15 protein-coding genes are annotated in these 22664 nt (G+C 49.2%); 9 read left to right on the top strand and 6 right to left on the bottom strand.

The window, feature by feature from the left end; genetic code table 11:
- Positions 1-15: 15 nt before the first annotated feature.
- The 4 genes from L3556_RS15555 to L3556_RS15570 all read right to left on the bottom strand — a co-directional run bounded on the left by L3556_RS15555 (position 16) and on the right by L3556_RS15570 (position 5785).
- A complete protein-coding gene (locus tag L3556_RS15555) occupies positions 16-1119 on the bottom strand; it encodes a serine hydrolase domain-containing protein (protein ID WP_277868248.1) in 1104 nt (367 codons plus the stop codon).
- A 123-nt stretch (positions 1120-1242) separates the two neighbouring features.
- Positions 1243-2106 (bottom strand): dihydropteroate synthase, encoded by an 864-nt coding sequence (folP, locus tag L3556_RS15560; protein ID WP_277868249.1) that lies wholly within the window; start codon positions 2104-2106, stop codon positions 1243-1245.
- Positions 2107-2122: 16 nt separating this feature from the next.
- Entirely contained in the window at positions 2123-4384 is a 2262-nt protein-coding gene (locus L3556_RS15565; protein ID WP_277868250.1) for an NYN domain-containing protein, read from the bottom strand.
- A 108-nt stretch (positions 4385-4492) separates the two neighbouring features.
- Positions 4493-5785, bottom strand: a complete 1293-nt coding sequence (locus L3556_RS15570) for an efflux RND transporter periplasmic adaptor subunit (RefSeq protein ID WP_277868251.1) — start codon at positions 5783-5785, stop codon at positions 4493-4495.
- A gap of 235 nt (positions 5786-6020) precedes the next feature.
- Between L3556_RS15570 and L3556_RS15575 the strand changes: the two genes are divergently transcribed.
- From L3556_RS15575 to recG, 8 genes are all read left to right on the top strand, one after another.
- Entirely contained in the window at positions 6021-6572 is a 552-nt protein-coding gene (locus tag L3556_RS15575; RefSeq protein ID WP_277868252.1) for a hypothetical protein, read from the top strand.
- A gap of 11 nt (positions 6573-6583) precedes the next feature.
- Positions 6584-7996 carry a serine/threonine protein kinase gene (locus L3556_RS15580; protein WP_277868253.1) on the top strand — a complete coding sequence of 471 codons (1413 nt, stop codon included), beginning with the start codon at positions 6584-6586 and terminating at the stop codon, positions 7994-7996.
- Between the two features lie 8 nt (positions 7997-8004).
- Positions 8005-8772 carry a YebC/PmpR family DNA-binding transcriptional regulator gene (locus L3556_RS15585; RefSeq protein ID WP_277868254.1) on the top strand — a complete coding sequence of 256 codons (768 nt, stop codon included), beginning with the start codon at positions 8005-8007 and terminating at the stop codon, positions 8770-8772.
- A gap of 629 nt (positions 8773-9401) precedes the next feature.
- Positions 9402-10061 (top strand): phosphate signaling complex protein PhoU, encoded by a 660-nt coding sequence (phoU, locus tag L3556_RS15590; protein ID WP_277868255.1) that lies wholly within the window; start codon positions 9402-9404, stop codon positions 10059-10061.
- Between the two features lie 327 nt (positions 10062-10388).
- Positions 10389-11405 carry a cytochrome c oxidase subunit II gene (locus tag L3556_RS15595; protein ID WP_277868256.1) on the top strand — a complete coding sequence of 339 codons (1017 nt, stop codon included), beginning with the start codon at positions 10389-10391 and terminating at the stop codon, positions 11403-11405.
- A 47-nt stretch (positions 11406-11452) separates the two neighbouring features.
- A complete protein-coding gene (ctaD, locus tag L3556_RS15600; RefSeq protein WP_277868257.1) occupies positions 11453-13156 on the top strand; it encodes a cytochrome c oxidase subunit I in 1704 nt (567 codons plus the stop codon).
- A 59-nt stretch (positions 13157-13215) separates the two neighbouring features.
- Positions 13216-13845: a cytochrome c oxidase subunit 3 gene (locus tag L3556_RS15605; protein WP_277868258.1), complete on the top strand. Its 630-nt coding sequence runs from the start codon at positions 13216-13218 to the stop codon at positions 13843-13845.
- 18 nt (positions 13846-13863) lie between these two features.
- Complete coding sequence (gene recG, locus L3556_RS15610) at positions 13864-16287, top strand: ATP-dependent DNA helicase RecG (protein ID WP_277868259.1); 2424 nt, start codon at positions 13864-13866, stop codon at positions 16285-16287.
- Positions 16288-16313: 26 nt separating this feature from the next.
- Here recG and L3556_RS15615 read toward each other — a convergent pair whose 3' ends face one another.
- The gene (locus L3556_RS15615; RefSeq protein ID WP_277868260.1) at positions 16314-17306 is read right to left on the bottom strand and encodes a pentapeptide repeat-containing protein; all 993 of its coding nucleotides are present in this window, start codon (positions 17304-17306) and stop codon (positions 16314-16316) included.
- Positions 17307-17365: 59 nt separating this feature from the next.
- Positions 17366-18136 carry a hypothetical protein gene (locus L3556_RS15620; RefSeq protein WP_277868261.1) on the bottom strand — a complete coding sequence of 257 codons (771 nt, stop codon included), beginning with the start codon at positions 18134-18136 and terminating at the stop codon, positions 17366-17368.
- Positions 18137-18292: 156 nt separating this feature from the next.
- Between L3556_RS15620 and L3556_RS15625 the strand changes: the two genes are divergently transcribed.
- On the top strand, positions 18293-22525 hold the full coding sequence (locus L3556_RS15625; RefSeq protein WP_277868262.1) for a PAS domain S-box protein: 4233 nt from the start codon (positions 18293-18295) through the stop codon (positions 22523-22525).
- Positions 22526-22664 lie beyond the last annotated feature (139 nt).

Here is a 22664-nt window from a genome sequence, read left to right on the forward strand (position 1 = left end):
TCTGCTTATTGAAAATTAACTATTGCCATAGAACTCACCCAGATTTTGAAAGCCTTTCTGGGACTGGTTTTTAGGTACTTGAATCCCTACATCAACCAGCTGAACCGTTAAATCTTCTCCATCATAGTTTTCATTGTTGGACAAAACAATAAGGGTAAAGGGCTGATCCGTATAATGACGGTAATAGGTACTCGTACCATACCAACTGCCACTATGGGCCACATAGTCCTCGTGAATTTCCCATCCCAAACCATAACCCGCTCCCTCCCCATCATCCTCAATACCCGCTGTAAAGGCCAAGGCTAAGGATTCCGGCTCAATTAGATCTCCGCCCCGCAACGCATTGTCATAATGGGCAAGATCACCAATGGTACTAAACACATTGCCATCTCCACCAATCATACTCGGAAAGCTAGACAGCTCGGTTTCACCCCGTTCCGAGACTCGATAACCCAGGGCTTGATTGGCAATCGTTTGATTTAACCGTGAAAATACCACCGTATTATTCATGGCTAACGGCTCAAAAATGGTATCCTCCATGAATTCAGCAAACGGTTGCCCGGATACCCGCTCAATGATTAACGCTAAGAGTGCATAGCCACTGTTGTTATATTCAAATTCAATATCGCGATCGCGCTCAATATTTTGCCCATTCAACCACTGTAAATGATCCTCAAGGGTTAACTGAGCCAGTTCTGAATCCGTGCCCTGCCAAGCCTCACCTGTATAGTCAGCCAAACCAGAACGATGGTAAAGCAAATCCGAGATTAAAATGGGATGATCCGGGTCAGGATCATTAAAATCAGGGACATAGATTGTCACAGCTTCGTCCAATTCTAATGCACCCGCTTCCATAAGAATTAAAATCCCCATGGCCGTCATTTGTTTGGAGACCGAAGCCAGATCAAACGCTGTATCTACTGTAATCGGTAGCTTTTCTTCAACATTGCGAAGACCATAGCCCTTTTGGTGAATGATCTCGCCATCGTAAAGGATCAACACCGCTACGCCAGGGCCATTTTCCCAAAGCGTTGCCTCAACAACCCGATCAATAGCAGCGGTTAATTCTGGTGAAACTTCAGGGGTGGATTGTATTAGTACAGGAGGAACAGAATGCAAAGATGCTTGATTTTGACAACTGGATAATGGTAAAGCAACCGCCCAGCTCATCGTAACCAGGGATATGTTCGCCATCAATCTTGGTGAGGGTTTCGTTAATTTCAGTCTTCTTTGCATCTATTTTTATGCTCCTATCCGGCGATCGCTGCGCCACAGGGCATCGGCCACCCGACACACTTGGGCCATGGGGGAAACGTCATGCACCCGTAAAATATCTACCCCCTGGGCGATCGCACCGCAACAGGCTGCTGCCGTCCCCCACACCCGTTCCTTGGGATCCGGTTGGTTGAGAAGATGGCCAATAAAGCTTTTCCGTGAGGGGCCCACTAAAATAGGGCAGCCCAGTTGCCGTAATTCCCCTAAGCCCTGGAAAATTTCAATGTTTTGGGCAGCGGTCTTGGCAAAACCAATGCCGGGATCCAGAATAATGCGATTGCAGTCAATTCCTGCTTTGGTGGCGACTTCTAAACGTTCCCTAAAGTAGCGGATTAACTCAGTGATTACATTGTCGTAGTGGGTTAGGGTTTGCATAGTTTCCGGTGTACCCCGGCGATGCATAAGAATATAGGGCACGCCCAACTCTGCCACGGTGGTGAACATGGCGGCATCGGCTTCTCCCCCGGAAACATCATTAATGATATCTGCCCCCGCCGCGATCGCCGCGATCGCCACATCTGAGCGGGTGGTATCAATGGAAATGGGGCAATCTAGGGTTGGACGCAGGTTCTGAATTACTGGAATGACCCGCCCTAGTTCTTCCTGCAAAGAAATTTCTATCGCCCCTGGTCGGGTGGACTGCCCCCCCACGTCTAAAATATCGGCCCCCGCTACCACTAATTGGTTTGCCTGGGTCAGGGCCGCGTCAATTTGATAGAATTCACCGCCATCACTAAAACTATCCGGTGTGATATTCAATATCCCCATTAGGTAGGTTCGCTCTCCCCAAACAAAGGGGCGATCGCCAAGGAGAAGGGGATAAGGAATCATGAGAATTTAACTAAAATTACTCAGAAGTGGTTGTATTCATATTTTCTGCATTATTAAATTCTGATATGTGATATTCAAAGAGTTGCTGAAAAATATGTTCATCTATTTTTTCACCAATGAGTGTCAAACGTTTCTCTAAAACTTCATGTACATGTGCTTTTAGTGCCTTGATCATATCATCGGCAGTTTTAATTTTTAAGTTAATTGTCATAATATGCTGATCTTTGTTGATTTGAATTATCAGTAACTTTGCTGATGCATAGTTATTAATTGCCCGTCGAATAGCAAGTTTTCCGTATTTACGTTCGACTGGCTTAGGTTGTTGAATGATGCTCTTTACTGCTTGAGCTACAAGCATATTTTTAGGTCGTTGAGTGACGGCCCAGTCAGCAACAACTTGAAGCACTGGAAATCCAGCTAATTTTCCCGGAAAAAGTCGATAGTAGATCCATTCTTGATGAACAAAAACGGGCGTATACTCATTAGTTTTGAAGCCCTCAGGAATTCGATCTTTGAAACACAGAATTGCGGTAGAAGAACATGAATATCCCTGTATAGCATTTGCCAAATATAGCTCTTTTTTAATGTTTTGACAAGTATATCTTATGACATCAGAAAACTTAATGGCTTGGTATCTCAATGGCTCTAAATCGGGAATAAAAAAATTAATAGCTTCTTTAACTAAGCTTATATCTATCCCTGTCACTAGTTTAGCGCTATATTCAGGCATATCCATATAGCATTGGAATATCTCTGCAATTTTGGCAAGCTCATTTTCTTTGATCTTAGAAGGGTTGGTTGGATTCTCGTATTGAATGATATTAATTTTTTTCTGCAAGGGCTGATTAAATTTACTGAGTTTGGATTTGGGTGGTTCAGTAATAATGGGTGGTCTAGTAATAATGGGTGGTTTAGTAATAATACGAGGAGGACTAGTATCGCTCTCTAAAAATGGATTTTCAATTAAAACAAAATGATGACAAACTTTTTGCAAGCTTGCACTTGCGGAACCATGGTAGGCACAGCCAATCACTGTTTTACCATAGTCTCGTAGCTTTAAGGCTAAGGAGCCAAATCCCCCATCTCCAGAAACAATGACGTAGGTATTAATGGTTGGATATTGATGAAGTAAATCCACTGCATCAAGGGATAGATGAATATCTGCTGCATTTTTCTGTTCATGATTAGCCCCATACACTTGGATACAATCAACGCTAATCTCAGTCTCTTCTGTTTTCAAGGGGTGCAAAACCTGATTCATCCAATTAGCATAGGCTCGCTGAATAATCACATCCCCAATATCAACATGATCTTTAATATTTTTCAGAATTTCGTCAAAGGAAATTTTTTCTTCCAATATCTTGGGATTTATTTTTTTGCCCTTGTTAAAAATAAAATTCTCAATGTCATACAAAATAGCCGTTTGGGGCTGGACGATCCTCTTACCTTTATTAAGTTCGTTTTGAACTGCTTGTATGCCTTGGGCTAAATCCTGAACTGAAGTAGTAACGTGTTGTTCAAGGGAGTCGGCAGCCGCCTTTAGTTCGTCATGGAATTGCGATACAGGTTTTGGTTCAGTTTGCTGTTTTAGATGATCGAACCCTTCCTTTAGTATCTGTTTAAGTTCATTTTTAATGTTGTCGATAGATTCGGAGAAGGTCGTTTGTTGCTCTGTCTTACCCTTGTTAAGATCGGTTTGAACTGCTTGTATCCCTTGCGCTAAATCCTGAACTGAAGTAGTAACGTGTTGTTGGGAATCAGCAACCTTCTTCAGTTCGCGGTGGAACGATATAGATTCTGATTCAGTTTGTGTTTTTAGACGCTTGAATTCTTCTTTTAATATCTGTTCAAATTCATTTTTGATATTGTCGATAGATTTGAGGAAGGTCGTTTGTTGCTCTGTCTTACCCTTGTTAAGATCAGTTTGAACTGCTTGCATCCCTTGCGCTAAATCCTGAACTGAAGTAGTAACGTGTTGTTGGGAATCAGCAACCTTCTTCAGTTCGCGGTGGAACGATATAGATTCTGATTCAGTTTGTGTTTTTAGACGCTTGAATTCTTCTTTTAATATCTGTTCGAATTCATTTTTGATATTGTCAATATATTTAGAGGAGATCGTCTCTCCCGGTCTCTTTTGCTTGCTTGTTTGGGCAATAGATGCTCCGGCGATCGCGCCAACACCACTAACCCCCACTGCAACCAAAGCATTACCTGGATTTATAACGGCCGCTGCACCACCAGTGACAAGGGCAGCTAGAGGAGAAATAAGCCACTTCATTAAGGGAAAACTCAGACTACCGAAAAATTATATTGAGGATGATTCTAGCAATATACTTTGAATCTAGACAAGGGATAACTTGAAAATGTTATATTTATTTACAATATTTTAGTTTTCATCTAGTTTCGGGCGCAACTTCTCAGGAAAATCAATAAATACCCGTTCCCCTGGCTGAATTCCCTCAATGACCTGGGTTTGATCTTGCCAGCTACTACCAATCGTAATTGGCCGAAAGACGGGTTTGTTATCGGGGCCCGGGAGATAAACGCCAGTTTGTCCCTTTTCTACGGAGATGGCCACCGTGGGCATCAAGAGGGCATTATCTAAGCGGCTGCCGAGAAAATCCAGGTTGACATTCATCCCCGATCGCAGTTTTTCTAGGCCGGAAAGGATGGAAACCCGCACCTGGAAAAAGGTCACATTTTGCTCAACCACAGCCTCAGGGGCAACCAAGCGAACCCGACCGGTAAAGGTTTCCCCAGGGTAGGCATCGGCAATAATTTCCACCTCTTGGTTTTGACGCACTTGGCCAATATCCACCTCGGGAATTTCCGCCAGAACCTCTAAGCCCTGGGCAATGGCCACAATGGAACTGGATGTGGCGGAGGTGGTTGTCGAAGCAGAGGTGGTCGGCGTGACAAATGCGCCGGGGTTGGCATATTTCTGGGTAATAATCCCATCAAAGGGGGCGCGGATCACCGTGTTATCTAGATTGACGCGGGCATTATCCACTTGGGCTTGGGCGGAGGCGACAACGGCCTGGGCTTGACGAATATCTTCCTGGCGGGATCCTTCTTTTTGTAGTTCTAGTCGCTTCTTCGCTTCATTTAGGTTGGCGATCGCCCCATCATTTTCAGCCACCAGTTCATCCAGTTGATCCCGGGGAATCGCCCCTTCATCGGCCAGCATGGTATAACGACGTACCCGTTCCGTACTCAGACGCACCCGCACTTCAGCGGCCCGAACTTGGGCCTGGGCCTGGTCTACCTCTTGGCTGCGATTACCCGCTACTGTTCGATCTAGGCGGGCCATGGCATCCACTAAATTGGCTTGGGCCTGGGCCAGTTGGGCCTGGGCATCGCGGCTATCCATCCGGGCAATGACTTCGCCAGCGGTGACCACATCCCCCTGCTCAACGTAGAGTTCCACTAGCTCCCCGGCATTCTTGGGACTAATATTTACCGTTTGCACCGGCACAATTGTCCCCGTTGCCCCAACCCGCGCCACCAAATTCTCGGCGGATTCCACCACCACGGTATAGCGGTCTAAATCAACATCAGACCCTTGCTGGCGCACATAAAGATAGCTGCCGCCGCCAATAAGACCGGCAATCAACAGGGCCCCCAAGAGCGATCGCCAAGGTCTTGATTCTTTACCCGCAAACGGCAGATAGGTTGCCATCGTTATTTATACCTACGCTGCCATTACTTTAACATTTCTTTACCTGGTTGAAAGGGAACCCCGGATCGTACCCACGGAGACAGAGTCAGGTTGTTCACACCTTGTTTTTGCTAAAATCAGAGGAATCAAATTGGCCCATGACGATTTTTTCCTGTTTTGAATCGTGGTTCGGCCCGTTGTACCCCATTGGCTAAGGTGGGGGTAGGCTCTCAATGAGGAAGGCGAACAATCAAGTATGGCAGAGTTGACACTGATCTATCTGTTCAGTGGTAGCTTAGGGCTATCTGCATTGTTGTATAGTCAATGGTGGTTTTGGCAACTTGACCTGTGTGCGCAAGAGCAAGAGGAAGAGGAAGGTTTGACGAACTATCAATCCCAACAAGCAACCCCTACAACCAAAAAAACTCCAGCCCAGTTAGCCGGGTGGGAGTTTAAGATCCTGCGATCGCAGCAAAATATTTTCCATCAGTTAGACAAACTTCAAGCGGTCTGTGCCGAAGAAGCTAAGGGAGGATGGATCCTCTTAGAAAAATTAGACGATCGCCGCCTCCGGTTCAAACGGCCCATGGTACTTCGGGAAAAGTTGCCCCCTATCGCTGGCTACGATCCCTATCGCTGCTACTACGGTTCTCGCTTTCGCTGGGGTTCGATTTTTTCCTTCCTGATTTTAATTTTATTAGCCACCTTACCTGCATATCTAGGTTATCGCTTGGTTATCCTAAGTCAGAGTGATTCATCTTGGACTGCTCCGTCCTGGCCCCCTGTTGAAGCTCCCCCTCAACCTTGAGGCAATTACCTATGACCACTACCACGCTTCATTCTGGCAGCACCTTACAGGGAGGTAAATATCGTCTTGATAGCCTCCTGAGTCAAGGCGGGTTTGGCGTAACCTATCGGGCTACCCATACACTCTTGAACCAGGCCGTTGTTCTCAAGACCCTCAATCCCCAGCAACAACGCCCTCAAGATTTACAAAAGTTTGGTCAGCGATTTATCCAGGAAGCCCAACGCCTGGCCCAGTTCCAGCACCCCCATATTGTTCGCGTCACCGACTGTTTTGTGGAAGCGGGCCTACCCTTTATTGTTATGGACTACATTCCCGGACAAACCCTAGCGGCCCTAACCCGCAGTGGCCCCCTGAGTGAAGATGTGGCCTTACACTATATTCGTCAGGTGGGACGCGCCCTAGAAATGGTGCATCAAAATGGCTTACTCCATCGAGATGTAAAACCCGACAATATTATGTTGCGGGAAGGGACGGATCAAGTTGTCCTAATTGATTTTGGCATTGCTCGGGAATTTAATTTAGGGGTCACTGAAACCAATACGGGGTTACTCTCCGCTGGCTATGCCCCCATTGAGCAATACCTGCCCCGCCATCAATGGAGTCCAGCAACGGATATTTATGCCTTGGCGGCCACTCTCTATGCTCTTTTAGCGGGTAAAGCACCGGTGGCCTCTGTGTTACGGGATCGGGTTCCCCTAGAAGATCTGCGTGAATTTCAACCCAATGTCAGCGATCTCACCCTTGGGGCTATTAACCAAGGCATGGCCATGGAAGCGCGACAACGGCCCCAAAGCGTCTCCACATGGTTAGATCTATTAGGGCCCCAGGGAAAGGGAGTGTCCCGGCCGACGGTGGCAACAGTGGCAGTGTTACCCCAGCACTATCATTCCCTGCCAGCAACTCAAAATAATCAAAATAATGGGTCAGCCGGTTATTCCTCCGGTTCAACAGGTTGGAATCCTTGGTATTGGCTCATCGGCACCGCGATTATCGGCAGTCTTTTGGGGGCGGGTCTAGGCTTTTTAGTGCGAAATCGTCCAGCACAGGTTTTTCCGGCTACCCCTGACCCCACCACCGAGGAGCAGGATTTTCCACAAACCTTACCCACAGTCACCCCCCGAGTTCGCCAAAACCAACCCCGCATTGAACCGAGTCCCACGACTATCCCGGAGGTGGAGATTACGTTACCGCCGGTTATTCCGGAAGAGGATCCGCTGCCGGATATTATTTTAGAGGAGACACCGCCCCTCGATCCGTCCACCCCGGCCAGTCCCTCTCCCTCGCCCAAGCCGGAAGCCTCGCCCAAGTCAAGTCCAAGTCCCCAACTTTCACCGATGCCGGAGGTGAGTCCCCCTGTGAATGTTCTTCCTCCCAGTGATCCGGTTCCACCCTCAGAACCAGATACCAGTGGTAGTTCTCAGTAGCAGGCATTATGGCTGGACATAGTAAGTGGGCAAATATTAAACGACAAAAGGCCCGGGTAGATGCTCAAAAAGGAAAGGTCTTTGCGCGGTTATCTCGGGCAATTATTATGGCCGCTCGCCACGGCGGGGCAGATCCATCCGCTAATTTTCAATTACGGGGCGCAATTGATAAGGCTAAGGCGGCGGGGATTCCCAATGACAATATTGACCGAGCGATCGCCAAGGGGTCAGGAACCTTAGCTGGTGACGGTCAAGACCTGGAAGAAATTCGCTACGAAGGCTATGGCCCCAGTGGTGTGGCAGTTCTGATGGAAGCCCTGACCGACAATCGGAACCGTACCGCCGCCGATATTCGGGCTGCCTTTAATAAGCACGGAGGCAACCTCGGAGAAACGGGCTGTGTGGGCTGGATGTTTGAACCCTGGGGAGTGGTCACCTTGACGGCCCCGGAGGATGAAGAGGCCTTTTTAGCCACGCTCCTAGAAGTGGATGCAGAGACCTATGAAGTGATTGACACAGAAGAGGGGGCGATCGCCGAAGTCCGCTGTGGGGTTACCGCCCTAGAGGCCCTCAGTGATGCCCTTACCTCCCAAGGCTACGAGATTCAAGATACTGAAAACCGTTGGATTCCCCTCAATACCGTCGAAATTACTGACATCGAGAGTGGTCGCCGACTTCTCAAACTGATGGATGCATTGGCAGAATTAGACGATCTAGAAACCGTAGCTGCTAACTTTTCCCTAAGTGATCCAGTGCTCGCGGCCTTGTATCCCTAGGCCTGTACCCATAAACCAACACCAATCTCTCAGTAATTTTACGGGACTTTTATTTTTGAATAGTCCCACAAACTTGGGTGATCTTACGGTAGAGGACATCCTAGTTCAGGTGTCATTATGATATTCAGATAAACAAAGCACCAACTCGATGTTCCCTTTAACTCTTCTGTGATGTTCCCGTTGATTGTTTCCTTGTTGGGCAACGTGTTCCTCTTAGTTTCAGGATAGTATTATGGCTCGTTGTCACTGCTTCCCGCTATGGTTTGTGTTCCCTTAATTGATTTTTAGTCGGCTCGTGTGTGTTCAGAAAAGCTGTGTTCCAATTGTGTTCTAATGTCATTCAAACCTTAATATACCCAACTGATCCTGTACGTAATGTGCAGGATTTTTTCTATCTGGAACTGATCAGCGGATGACGGACAATCCTATGGACTAGTATTTCAAACTGGCTCGTTATTCTTGGAACCCGGCATTGCCTGGCTATGCTTTAGGGGGCTGTGTTTAAGCGGGATGCTGGGATATATATTACCCTAAGATTAGATAAGTATCCCCCATGGCACATCCCATATTGCCTAGGAATGGGGTAATGAGGGTATTAATCGAGCATGTATCATTCAGCTTAGGGTTTCATGGTGATCCGCTCTCAATTTGAACAGCAACTCCAACGGGTTCGTGCCGATTTACTCCGTATTGCTGCCCTCGTTGAAGGTTCCTGTAGTTTAGCCCACGAAGCTCTGATTAAGCGGGATTTAGTTGCAGCGGATAAGATTGCCCCTAGGGATGAGGAAATTGACCGTCTGTATCGACAAGTCACCAGCGATTGCATGACCATCCTGTCCCTTCAGGCCCCCGTTGCCACGGATCTGCGCTTTTTGACGAGTCTTTTGCATATCAGTCGGGACCTAGAGCGGATTGGCGATTATGCCGTTGAAATTGGCCAGTTTTCTACCAAACTCTTTGCCCACCCCCCCGCCCCCTATTTACCTCGGATTGAAACCATGTTCAATCGCTGTCAAACCATGCTGGCCATGAGCTTAACGGCCCTAACGGAGATGGATACTGAGGCAGGGCAATTACTTCTAGAGCGGGATGATGCGGTGGATGCGGACTACGAATCGGTGTACAACTCCCTGTGTCACCAAAGCTATAGCCCTGGAACCATTGAACCAAACCTACTACTGCTGCTGACCGTGCGGAATCTTGAGCGTATTGCCGACCATGCTGCCAATATTGGGCGACGGGTGAACTACATTGTTACAGGGGAACCCCTGATTATTTCCAAGCCATAGGATTTTCGTTGGTCTACCGACGAAATCGGATCAATCAGCGTCTCCTCAATGTTGGGCAAGAGACGCGGCAGATGATTGCATCGTTACTCGTCAAACGGTATAAGGAGCGTTTTTTACGCTTGCTCTCCAATATCTAAAAATATCCCAATTCCCCCAATACAATGGCGATCGCCCGTTGACCCTTAAGCAAACTGCCCTAAACTGAGAATTTTTAGATTTTTTGTAATGAATCTTTAGAATCTTTTAACCCACTTCTGGGAGAAATCTGCCTAGGATCAGGGAGGGAATGACCCCAAAACCGTTTGCATCCTTGCCGGATACCGATTTATGGAACAAATACCTGCTTCAATCTGGACTCTTACCGCTGGTGTTGTCGTCACCCTCATTAGTTTTTGGGTAGGGCAAAACCACGGACTTTTCCCGGAACAAGCCTCTGAACAAGCTCCCCTCGTTGATAACCTATTCGACATTATGATGACCATTGCCACCGCTTTATTTTTAGTGGTACAGGGAGCCATCATTTACTTTGTTGTTCGTTATCGCCGCCGCAAGGGAGATGAGGGGGATGGAATTCCAGTGGATGGTAATTTACCCCTAGAAGCCTTTTGGACAGCCATTCCTGCCGCCATTGTTATTTTTCTAGGAATCTACAGCGTCGATATTTTCCTACGGATGGGGGGACTCAATCCTGGGGATCACACCTCCCATACCATGGGCCACAAGCAGGGGGTCGCCGTTGTTGCCCAAGCTCCCCAAGGAACCACCTCCGATGTGCCGATGCTCTTGGCCGCCAAGGGGGATATTGATGTGGGCATTGGCGCCAGTCCCGATGTGTTGGGCCAGCAGCCCGATGTGGCCGTCAAGGTTACGGGAATGCAGTACGCCTGGATTTTTAATTACCCCAACTACGGCATTACCGCCGGAGAACTCCATATTCCCGTGGGGAAAGATGTGCAGCTTGATTTGAATGCGTCCGATGTAATTCATTCCTTCTGGGTTCCCCAGTTTCGCCTGAAACAGGATGCCATTCCTGGAATTACGACGGAATTGCGATTTAAGGCGACAAAACCCGGAACCTATCCCGTCGTTTGTGCAGAACTCTGTGGTGGCTACCATGGGGCGATGCGAACCCGCGTCATTGCCCATACCCCAGAAGAGTTTGATGAGTGGCTCAGTCAAAACCAAGTGGCTTCAGGGCCAGAATCGACGGATTTTACGCCCCCTAGCTTGGTAGCTGCTCACCTAGATGCCACCGGTATCAACCCCCAACTCTTGGCCCAAGTCCAGAATGAACAGGCAGAAGCCATGCCTAATGATCGGCATCATCACCACTCCATGCATTAATTGAGACGTTCATTTAATTGAGAATTTAATTGAGATTTCTTTGACCTATGGCGCAAGCACAACTCCTGGATAAGCCCTTTCAAGAACCACCGGAACATCCTAAGGCCTGGAAGTGGTACGACTATTTCACCTTCAATGTGGATCACAAGGTGATTGGGATTCAGTACCTCGTCACCGCCTTCATTTTTTATTTGATTGGTGGCCTAATGGCGGTGGCCATGCGCACCGAGTTGGCAACGGCGGAGTCGGACTTCATTGATCCCAACCTCTACAATGCCTTCTTGACCAACCACGGCACGATTATGATTTTCCTCTGGATTGTGCCAGCGGCGATCGGTGGATTTGGTAACTATTTAGTGCCGCTGATGGTGGGGGCGCGGGATATGGCTTTCCCCCGGTTGAATGCCCTAGCTTTTTGGTTGAATCCGCCGGCGGGGGCCCTACTGCTCGGTAGTTTCTTTTTTGGTGGAGCCCAGGCCGGTTGGACATCCTACCCGCCCCTGAGCACGATCACCGCCAACACGGCCCAGAGTATGTGGATCCTGGCGATCGTCTTTGTGGGCACGTCTTCGATTATGGGATCGGTGAACTTCATTGTCACCATCTGGAAAATGAAAATTCCCAGTATGCGGTGGGATCAGTTGCCACTATTTTGCTGGGCGACCTTGGCGACCTCATTACTGGCGTTGGTGTCTACCCCAGTGTTGGCGGCGGGCTTGATTCTACTACTGTTTGATATTAATTTTGGCACGTCGTTCTTTAAGCCGGATGCCGGTGGCAATGTGGTGATTTACCAGCATTTGTTTTGGTTTTATTCCCACCCCGCCGTCTACCTGATGATTTTGCCCATCTTTGGCATTATGTCGGAGGTGATTCCGGTGCAGGCCCGTAAACCTATTTTTGGCTACTGGGCGATCGCCTACTCCAGTTTAGCCATCTGCCTAGTGGGCCTATTTGTATGGGTGCATCACATGTTTACCAGTGGTACGCCTCCCTGGATGCGGATGTTCTTCACCATTTCCACCCTGATTGTGGCGGTTCCCACGGGCGTAAAAATCTTTAGTTGGGTGGCAACATTATGGGGGGGCAAGATTCGCCTGAATAGTGCCATGCTCTTTTCCGTTGGACTCCTCTCCATGTTTGTGATAGGGGGGTTAAGTGGAGTCACCCTAGGGACACCACCGGTGGATATCCATGTTCACGATACCTACTACGTTGTCGCCCACTTCCATTACGTTCTCTTTGGTGGTTCCGTATTTGGCTTATACGCGGGCATCTATCACTGGTTCCCGAAAATGACCGGACGAATGCTGAATGAACCCCTGGGCATTACCCACTTTGTCCTCACCTTGATCGGTACCAATCTCACCTTTTTACCCATGCATGAATTGGGCCTCAAGGGGATGCCACGACGGGTGGCCATGTATGATCCCCAGTTTGAAGCAGTGAACGTGATCTGTACCATTGGTGCCTTTGTCCTCGCCTTCTCCATTATTCCCTTCCTGATTAATGTGATCTGGAGTTGGAATAAGGGCAAAAAAGCTGGAGACAATCCTTGGGGCGGCCTCAGCCTAGAATGGACCACCAGTTCTCCCCCCTTGATTGAAAATTGGGAGGTGTTGCCCATTGTCACGAAGGGGCCCTATGACTTTGGCATGGAACAACGGGCTGTCATGGAGCGAAAAGAGGATGAAGAAGAGTACGAGTATGACGATGACGAGGATGAGTATGAGGACGAGGATGACCTTTAGGCTTTCCCGGGCCTGAGTATGTGCCTCTGATCACCTAGATATCTGAAGGAGCGATCGCCATGGACGGATCTGTTATTGACACTGCTGCACCCCTTGGGGAGGTTCTATCCCCCGCCGAGGAAGCTCACCACGAAGAACATCCAGATTTTCGGGTCTTGGGTTTATTGGTGTTCCTGATTTCTGAATCCCTCATGTTTGGTGGGTTATTTGTCACCTATATTTTCCTGCGGGGCTTAAACGAACAATGGCCCCCAGAAGGTACGGAAATTGAGTTACTTCTGCCCACCATTAACACGATTATTCTGGTTTCCAGTAGTTTTGTGATTCACTATGGCGATGTGGCCATTAAGAACGACGATGTAAAGGGAATGCGGAAATGGTATTGGATTACGGCCGCCATGGGAGCTATCTTCCTGTTGGGGCAGGCCTATGAATATCTCACCCTGGGGTATGGCCTAAAAACCAATATTTTTTCCAACTGCTTTTATATCATGACCGGATTCCATGGACTGCACGTGTTCATTGGTCTCCTATTGATTTTGGGTGTGTTATGGCGATCGCGCCGTCCGGGGCATTACTCCCACCAAAAACATACCGGCGTTGCCATGGCGGAGATCTATTGGCACTTTGTGGATGTGATCTGGATTGTTTTATTTGCCCTGCTCTACCTCTTAACCATTTTTGGCTAGGATATCCCGCCATTCCCAATGGAGGATTCACTGGATTGGCAACGATTGCAAAAGGCCCTCGAAGTAGAGGTGGTGCGGGGGTTTAGTAATCTCCAGGGCCGGGAATATCGCTTTAGTGATTATGTTCATCTGGAATTAAGTCAGCATTCCTACCCAAATTTACCCCCCCATCTTCTGTCTCGATGGCATCATGCCGCTGAACAGTACACCACCTATGGTCAACTCTCTGTTCCAGAGCGACAACATCTGATCGCCACCACCCGCCGGCTACTCCATGAGGCCCAAAAAGCCCTTTATACCCCAGCCCCCGCCAAGGATCAGGGCCCTCGCCGCCAACCCCAAGGGTTAGAGCAATCCCTAGGACAGTGGCCCGGTATTGGTTCGCGGCTGGGCGATCGCCTGGCCAAGTTGGGCCTTTACACCCTGCGGGATTTGTTGTTTTACTATCCCCGTGACTATATAGACTATGCTCGTCAGATTCCAATTCGCGACCTAACTCCCGGTGAAACCGTGACCGTAGTGGGAAAGGTGCGGCGGTGTAATTGTTTTACTAGTCCCCGGAATAAAAAACTCACCATTTTAGAGGTTGTATTACAGGATCAAACAGGGCAACTGAAACTGAGTCGTTTTTTTGCCGGGGCGCGGTTTGCCCAACGGGGATGGCAGGAGCAACAAAAGCGTCTCTATGCTCCCCAAACCATTTTGGCCGCATCGGGGGTGGTGAAGGCGGGGAAGTATGGCCTCACGCTGGAGGATCCGGATCTGGAGGTGATGGATCATGCGGGGGCTGACATTGATTCCCTCACCATTGGCCGCATTGTGCCCGTGTATCCCTTGACGGAAGGGGTCTCTCCCGATGTGGTGCGGCGATCGGTGAAGGCCATTTTGCCCATAGCGGCAGAGGTACTCGATCCCCTCCCCCAGTCCATTTTGGCGGACTATGATTTGACGGCGTTGCCGGAAAGTCTGGCCCAAATTCATTTTCCCAGCGATCGCGATCGCCTCGATGTGGCCCGACGCAGACTTATTTTTGATGAATTTTTCTACCTACAATTGGGGTTACTGCGCCGCCGCCAGGAACAACAAAGGGAACAGCAAAGTATTCCCCTGAGTACCCAAGGGGAGTTAATTGAAGCCTTTTATCGCGGCTTACCCTTCCAGTTGACTGCTGCCCAGGAACGGGTGGTCGCGGATATTCTCCAGGATTTGGGCCAACCGATCCCAATGAATCGCTTAGTGCAGGGGGATGTGGGTTCTGGGAAAACCGTTGTGGCCGTGATTGCCATTTTAGCGGCGATCCAATCAGGCTACCAGGCGGCATTGATGGCTCCGACGGAAGTGTTGGCCGAGCAGCACTATCGCAAATTACTGGACTGGTTGACTCCCTTACCTTTGCCCGTGGAACTGTTGACCGGCTCAGTGAAAATTCGGAAGCGGCGGCAGATCCTCAGTCAACTACAAACTGGCGAGTTACCGATCCTGGTGGGAACCCATGCCCTGATCCAAGAGGGGGTTGATTTTCAGCGGCTGGGCCTGGTGGTGATTGATGAACAACATCGTTTTGGGGTAGCCCAGCGGGCAAAGTTGCAACAGAAAGGGGTCTTTCCCCATGTGTTAACGATGACGGCGACTCCCATTCCCCGCACCTTAGCCCTGACCCTCCACGGGGATCTGGATGTGAGCCAAATTGATGAACTGCCCCCCGGCCGACAACCCATTCAAACCACAGTCCTCAGTCGGGGCGATCGCCACCATGCCTACGAACTGATCCGCCGCGAAGTAGCCCAGGGCCGCCAAACCTACGTTATTTTACCCTTGGTGGAGGAGTCAGAAAAACTAGACCTTAAATCCGCCATTGAGGAACACCAGCGACTTCAGGAGACGGTCTTTCCCAATTTTCAGGTGGGCCTCCTCCATGGCCGCATGACCTCTGGGGAAAAGGAAATCGCCATTAACGAATTTCGCCAAAATCAAACCCAAATTTTAGTTTCAACCACGGTGGTGGAAGTGGGCGTAGATGTTCCCAATGCTACGGTGATGCTCATTGAACACGCGGAACGATTTGGCCTTTCCCAATTACATCAATTACGGGGGCGGGTGGGGCGGGGTTCCCACCAATCCTATTGCTTACTCCTGAATAGCTCCCGCAGTGATACGGCAAAACAACGCTTGGCCGTTTTAGCCCAATCCCAGGATGGTTTTTTTATATCTGAAATGGATATGCGCTTCCGGGGGCCGGGGGAAGTGTTGGGAACCCGTCAATCAGGACTACCGGATTTTGCCCTCGCCAGTTTAGTTGAAGATCAAGATTGTTTAGAACTCGCTCGCCAGGCGGCGGAAACGACGATCCAGCAAGACAATACCTTAACAAGTTGGCCCTTACTGAAACAGGAGCTCGATCAACGGCAACAACGACTCCTGGGGGGAACAATTATGACTTAGCTGTTAGGAGTGATTAATCATTTTAATCAGTAGTAGGTACTGCCATCGGGCATCGTGGCCCCATCCAGTTGGGCATCCAGGAGAATTGCACTACTAATTTCAGCACGGGTAAGATTAGCTTGACGCAGATCCGCTCCGCTGAGATTGGCACGGGCTAAATAGGCATCAACTAAACGGACATCTTGGAAATTTACCCGTTGAAAATTGCCCCGGCGCAGATCCGCTCCATTTAAGATCGCCCCTTGGAAATTGGCCAGTTCAGCATTCACCTGCTCTAGGTAGGATTGGGCTAAACGAGCTTGGGAAAAGTTGGCTTGATATAGATCCGCATCTTCAAAGTGGGCCCGTTCCATTTGCACCTTACTAAAATCCGCATTGGCTAGACAGGCATGGGCTAGATTAGCCTCCGTTAACCGAGCGCCCTGTAAAAATGCCCCTTCCAGATTTGCCCAGCGCAGATCAGCTTCCCGGAGATTGGCTTCCCGCAAATTGGCCCCACTCAAATTGACATTGGTGAGATCCGCCGCTGCTAAATTGGCCCCCTGGAAATCACATTTTGATAAATTAGTGTCCCGGAGGACGGATTTATCCTGAAAGGCTTCTTCCCGGAAATTGGCTCCCCGCAAACAGGCGCCCACGAGGCGAGTACTACTCAGATTGGTTTGCCGTAGATCCGCATCCAGAAGATTACAATCCGTCAGATCCGCCAGGGTAATATCTGCGCCAAAGAGAACCGCTTTTTCTAGGCTGGCTCCATGGAGATTGACATCCCGTAGATTGGCCTCCCCTAGACGGGCTTGACTTAGATTTGCCCCCCGCAGATCGGCCCGGGCCAGGTTGGCCCGCTTCAGATTTGATCGCCCCAGAAAGGCAAAGGCTAAATTAGCCCCATGGAGATTGGCCTCACCCAAATCAATCCCAATTAAGTCTGCACCAGCCAGTTGAATACCCGTCAGGTTTGCCCGGCTAAAATCAGTTTCACCGGCGGCATACCGGGCTAGGAGTTCTTCAGCGTCCATAGGGATCCTGCAAGGGTGGGTGGGCAACAATCATGGTTGAGTCTTCTTGGTATCCTGGGCTAAGGGGGTGGGTAAACTATGGAGGTTGCATCGTCTTGATCATGTTGATCGTGAAAATTTGAAGTTGCAGAAACCCCATTGTCTGAGATCTCCGTGTAGGGTTCTTCCTCCGGTGGCTGGCTAGGATGGACATAGCGTTCATAGATGGGTGCCATGGCCCGTAGCAGGCGATCGCCCACCACCAAATAATCTTCCGTGGGTTCTAATATCTTGGCCACACGGATCACCTGGAATTTGAGGGGTGGATAGTCATCATAGTGATGGAATAACTGCTCCAGTAAATCCGTGAGGACACAGCCCCGTAATTCCTGCCAATCAGTGGGTTTATAGCTAAAAGGATGATAAAGAACTGAAAAAATGAGAATTTTAAGCTGGAGGGAATTGCAATAGCGAATAATATCTAGGCGTAGCTTAAACCAAAGATGGTTGGGCACTGGCACGAGTTCCACCGCTGGCTGAGAGGAACGAACTGCCTGGTGGTATAGGGGCCCAAGTTCATTAATGAGGGTCTCGGCCAGGGGACGGTAAGTATCGGCTTTATTTAAGGTATTGACAATCTCCGTAAGCTGGGCATTGAGCATCTCTAGGGTAGGCAAAACAGTCAATACTGTCATAATCAAATCGGCTGCAGATACACTCAGCAATCGCTCTGGATTATTTTCCCATTCTTGCCAACATAGTCGAAACAACAGTTTTCGGAGACGTAGAGATTGGGGATGTTGCTCAAGGGCCAGGGTTGCATTGAGGAGAGTCACCTGTTCAGAGATCATGGAAAGAGTCGCAAAAGAGTGAGTAATGCACTAAATACATAATTGTGAAATTGTGAGATAGTATATTTTACATTTAATATACAAAGAAACTTAGGTAAATCTAAAAGAGGCGGTACACTTTAGAAAAGTAATCTTGAAGTTGCCCGTGCAGCGGCCATGACTCCTGCCTATCCCCCGCTATCAATTGATCAAATTTCCTTGGATGATTGGGAATGTACGCCGGAGAGTGTCAAGCAACTCCTGCAATTTCTAGATGCCACTCCCATCGGTATTTCTGTCCATGATCCCAGTGGGAAGCTCATCTATCTCAATCAGGTGGGGCGATCGCTCCTGGGGGTTGAGCATATTTCCGTGGTTGAGACGGCAGAACTGTCCTTCAGATTTCAGGCCTATCGTGGTGGGACTGGCCAGCTTTACCCCACTGAGGAGTTACCCGTCATTCAAGCCCTCAGGGGAGAGACAGTTTGGGCCGATGACATGGAAATTCACCAGCAGGGAAAAGTCATCTGTCTGGAAACCTGGGCCTCCCCCATTTTTAATGTTCAGGGGCAGGTGATCTATGGAGTCGTTGCTTTTCAGGATATTAGCGATCGCAAGCGCAGGGAAATCGAACAGCAACAGGTAGATCAACAGGTACGGGCCCAGGATATTTTTTATCGCGAGGTCATCCAAGCCCAGACTGACATGATCCTGCGATCGCAAGCAGATACGACAATTACCTTTGCCAATGAGGCCTTTTGTCTAGCCCTAGGCCGTCCCTTAGAGGAGGTGATTGGCCTGAAATGGTTTGATTTTGTCCCCGTCGATCAGATGGAACTGGTGCAAGAACGTCTGGTAAAGCTGTCTCCAGACCATCCCACCTTTGAAAGTATTAACCAAGACTATCGCCCCAACCAGGAAATTGGCTGGACCCACTGGATTAGTATGGGGGTTTTTAATGAGCAGGGGCAATTACTGGAAATCCAGTCCGTGGGTCGAGATATTACCGCGCTACAAAGGAAAGTGGAGCGGGAGCAGGCCCTGAATCGGGTGATCCAAGCCATTCGCCAAACCCTGGATCTAGAGACTATTTTTACCACGGCCACTCGGGAAACTGCCCAACTCTTAACCTCGGTGGACTGTTTTGTTGTCCAATATTTTGTCCATCAGAGCTATTGGGAACATGTTGCCGAATTTTATCAGGATACTGATCATGCTTCCACCCTAGGTCTGAGGATACCCGACCAGGGAAAACCCTTTGCCGCCCAGCTAAAGAACTTACAAATTGTCCAAGTCGAAGATACCCGTGCCATTGAAGATGCCATTAACCAGGCGATCGCCCAGGATTTACCGGGAGCCTGGTTATTAGTTCCCCTGGTGGTGAATGGCTCACTGTGGGGAAGTTTTACGCTGCATACGGATCAACACGCCTATTTCTGGACAGAAACCGCCATCAGTTTAGCCCGCGCGGTGGCAGAGCAATTGGAATTAGCCATTCATCAGGCCCAACTCTATCAACAAGCCCAACTCGAACTAGCCCAGCGGCGACAGGTGGAGCAAGCCCTGCGGGAAAGTCAAAATCGCCTTCAAAATATGGCGGAAAATTTACCGGGGGCCCTCTTTCGCTATATCCAGCACGCTGACGGATCCAATCGCGTGATCTATATGAGTCGGGGCTGTGTGGAACTCTGGGAAGTGGAGGCCGATGTAGCTGAACAAGACTCTTCGGTGATTTGGCAATTGACCCATCCCGATGATCTGCCTGGGATGTACGCATCCGTCATGGAATCAGCCCGAACCTTGACCGCCTGGTTTTGGTCTTGGCGGATTATTACGCCCTCTGGTCAATTGAAATGGCTGGAAGGAACTGGCCGGCCCGAGCAACAGGCCAATGGCGATGTGGTTTGGGATTCCCTGATTATTGATATTACTGCCCGGAAGCAGGCAGAACTTCAGTTTCAAAACTTAGTAGCCAATGCCCCAGGGGTGATTTATCAGTATGTCCTCCATCCCGATGGTAGGGATGCCATGGTGTATATCAGTGAAGGATGCCGAGACCTGTGGGGGCTGGAACCCGAGGCAATTAGAAACGATCTGAATATTCTCTGGGCCTTGACCTACCCCGATGATACTGAACCGATGCGACAATCCATTGCCCAGTCTGCTAAAAATCTGACTCCGTGGGTCTGGGAATGGCGAATGTATCACTGTTCAGGTACGCTCAAATGGCTACGGGGCTCGTCTAATCCCCAACAGCAGGCCAATGGGGATGTGGTCTGGGATGGCTTAATTCTAGATATTAGCGATCGCAAGGAGGTGGAAGCCAAAGTTACGGAACAGCAGGCCCAACTCGACCTAGTGATTCAGTCCTCCAATGTCGGGTTTTATATTACGGATCTCCGCAACCAAACCTCCTATGTTTCCCCCTCCTATAAGGCCCAGTTGGGGTATGGAGAAGCCGATGCCGAAGCGGCCCCCAGCGATTGGAATAACCGTCTGCACCCCGACGATCGCGATCGCGCCATTGCTGCTTACCAAGCTCTTTTACGCAAAGATGCAGGCTACAGTATCGACTTTAGATTACGTCATCGGGATGGTAGCTACCGCTGGATCTATAGCAATGCCCAACTCATTTGTGATGACCAGGGACAGCCCATCAAAGTGGTCGGTTCCCACATTGACATTAGCGATCGCAAGGAAGCCGAAGCAGCCCTGCGGGAAAGTGAGGAACGGTATCGCTTTTTAGCCGAAAACATCAATGATCTAATTGCCCTGCATCACCCCGATGGCACTTATATTTACGTCAGTCCCTCCTGTGAAACCCTACTGGGCTACCGCTGTGAAGAAATGATGGGTCGAGATCCCTATAGTTTCTTGCATCCTGAGGATCGCGATCGCATTCAAGCAACTCTGGAAGCGGCCCTAAACACGGGCAAATTTATGCCCATTACCTACCGGGTTCAGCAAAAAACGGGGAATTATCTCTGGTTTGAAACTCTGATCAAGCCTATTTTCGATCGGGCCACAGGAGTAATTAGCCAACTGCAAACCACATCCCGCAATGTGACCCAACGGGTAGAAGTTCAAGATCAACTCAAGCATGATGCCCTCCACGATGCCCTAACGGGGCTGCCCAATCGCAATCTATTAATGGAGCGGCTGGAACTGGCCCTTAATCGCGCTAAACGGTTCAAAGATCACTATTTTGCCGTCCTTTTTCTGGATTTGGATCGGTTCAAAGTCATTAACGATAGTCTCGGCCATCTAGCGGGGGATCAACTCCTGATTCGGGTGGCTCAAAAACTGGATGGATTATTGCGGGCGGCGGATTTGGTCGTGCGCTTGGGGGGGGATGAATTTGTCATTCTTTTAGAAGAAATTAAGGGCATTGAAGAGGCGGTGCGTGTAGCAGAGCGTATTTTGGCTGAGTTACATATTCCAATTCATATTGGCGGACGAGAGGTGTATACCACCGCCAGTATTGGTATTGTTTTTGGTAGCGATCGCTATACCTTGGCAACTAACCTCTTACGGGATGCGGACATTGCCATGTACCGGGCCAAAAATACCGGCAAGTCTCGCTATGAAATTTTCGATGCGGAAATGCACCGCCAAGCCCTGCGCCGCCTCCACCTAGAAAATGATCTGCGCCAAGCCCTCGATCGCCAGGAATTAGTCCTCCATTATCAACCCATTGTCACCCTAGACACGTGCCAATTAGTGGGTTTTGAAGCCCTGATTCGTTGGCAACATCCCAGCCAAGGTCTCAAATATCCCGATGAATTTATGGCGATCGCCGAAGAAACGGGCCTGATCACACCCATGGATATCTGGGGTTTGCGAACCGCCTGCCAACAGTTGCGTACCTGGCAACAAGACTTTCCTGACCACCGTCACTTAAAAGTTAGTGTGAATCTCTCGGCCCAAGATCTGCGGCGGGGGGATATCCTCTACCACATCGACCTGACCCTGGCAGAAACCCAATTGCCAAGTCATTGTTTAACCCTAGAAATTACCGAAAGTATGCTCATTGATGACATTGAATCCACGATCGCCCTGTTGGAAGCCATTAAAGAGCGGGGAATTTACCTGAGCATTGATGATTTTGGTACGGGCTACTCCTCCCTTAGTTATCTTCATCGTTTACCTGTGGATAATCTGAAAGTGGATCGCTCCTTTGTCAATCAGATGAACACCGGCCGCCGTAATCACCAAATTGTCGAAACCATCGTCACCCTGAGCAATCAACTAGAACTCGATGCGATCGCCGAGGGTATTGAGACGGAAGAGCAACGCCAACAACTCCAAGACCTGGGCTATAAGTTTGGCCAGGGCTATCTCTTTTCTAAGTCCTTGAATGCCCAGCAGGTCAAGACCCTTTTAGCAATGGATTTGGGCAATTGTCGCTGAGGACCATACTGGCATAGGGTCTGCCAATGATCCACCTTGCCCCCGCAAAATTAGTATGCCTTTATCCTGGTTGATCATGGAGATGGGCATAGTGTGGCACAATGAAGAACGCTGCTTTGAGTATCCTTGACCGTGACTG

Origin of the sequence: Candidatus Synechococcus calcipolaris G9 (assembly GCF_029582805.1) — a bacterium.
In the GTDB taxonomy this organism is placed as follows: Bacteria; Cyanobacteriota; Cyanobacteriia; order Thermosynechococcales; family Thermosynechococcaceae; genus Synechococcus_F; species Synechococcus_F calcipolaris.

Bases quoted from the DNA above. Each gene is read 5' to 3' on its own strand.
- L3556_RS15585 (WP_277868254.1), top strand. From the start codon at position 8,005: ATGGCTGGACATAGTAAGTGGGCAAATATTAAACGACAAAAGGCCCGG.
- L3556_RS15575 (WP_277868252.1), top strand. From the start codon at position 6,021: ATGGCAGAGTTGACACTGATCTATCTGTTCAGTGGTAGCTTAGGGCTA.
- folP (WP_277868249.1), bottom strand. From the start codon at position 2,106: ATGATTCCTTATCCCCTTCTCCTTGGCGATCGCCCCTTTGTTTGGGGA.
- L3556_RS15625 (WP_277868262.1), top strand. From the start codon at position 18,293: ATGACTCCTGCCTATCCCCCGCTATCAATTGATCAAATTTCCTTGGAT.
- L3556_RS15580 (WP_277868253.1), top strand. From the start codon at position 6,584: ATGACCACTACCACGCTTCATTCTGGCAGCACCTTACAGGGAGGTAAA.
- L3556_RS15570 (WP_277868251.1), bottom strand. From the start codon at position 5,785: ATGGCAACCTATCTGCCGTTTGCGGGTAAAGAATCAAGACCTTGGCGA.
- recG (WP_277868259.1), top strand. From the start codon at position 13,864: ATGGAGGATTCACTGGATTGGCAACGATTGCAAAAGGCCCTCGAAGTA.
- L3556_RS15620 (WP_277868261.1), bottom strand. From the start codon at position 18,136: ATGATCTCTGAACAGGTGACTCTCCTCAATGCAACCCTGGCCCTTGAG.
- L3556_RS15595 (WP_277868256.1), top strand. From the start codon at position 10,389: ATGGAACAAATACCTGCTTCAATCTGGACTCTTACCGCTGGTGTTGTC.
- L3556_RS15615 (WP_277868260.1), bottom strand. From the start codon at position 17,306: ATGGACGCTGAAGAACTCCTAGCCCGGTATGCCGCCGGTGAAACTGAT.
- phoU (WP_277868255.1), top strand. From the start codon at position 9,402: ATGGTGATCCGCTCTCAATTTGAACAGCAACTCCAACGGGTTCGTGCC.
- L3556_RS15605 (WP_277868258.1), top strand. From the start codon at position 13,216: ATGGACGGATCTGTTATTGACACTGCTGCACCCCTTGGGGAGGTTCTA.
- ctaD (WP_277868257.1), top strand. From the start codon at position 11,453: ATGGCGCAAGCACAACTCCTGGATAAGCCCTTTCAAGAACCACCGGAA.
- L3556_RS15565 (WP_277868250.1), bottom strand. From the start codon at position 4,384: ATGAAGTGGCTTATTTCTCCTCTAGCTGCCCTTGTCACTGGTGGTGCA.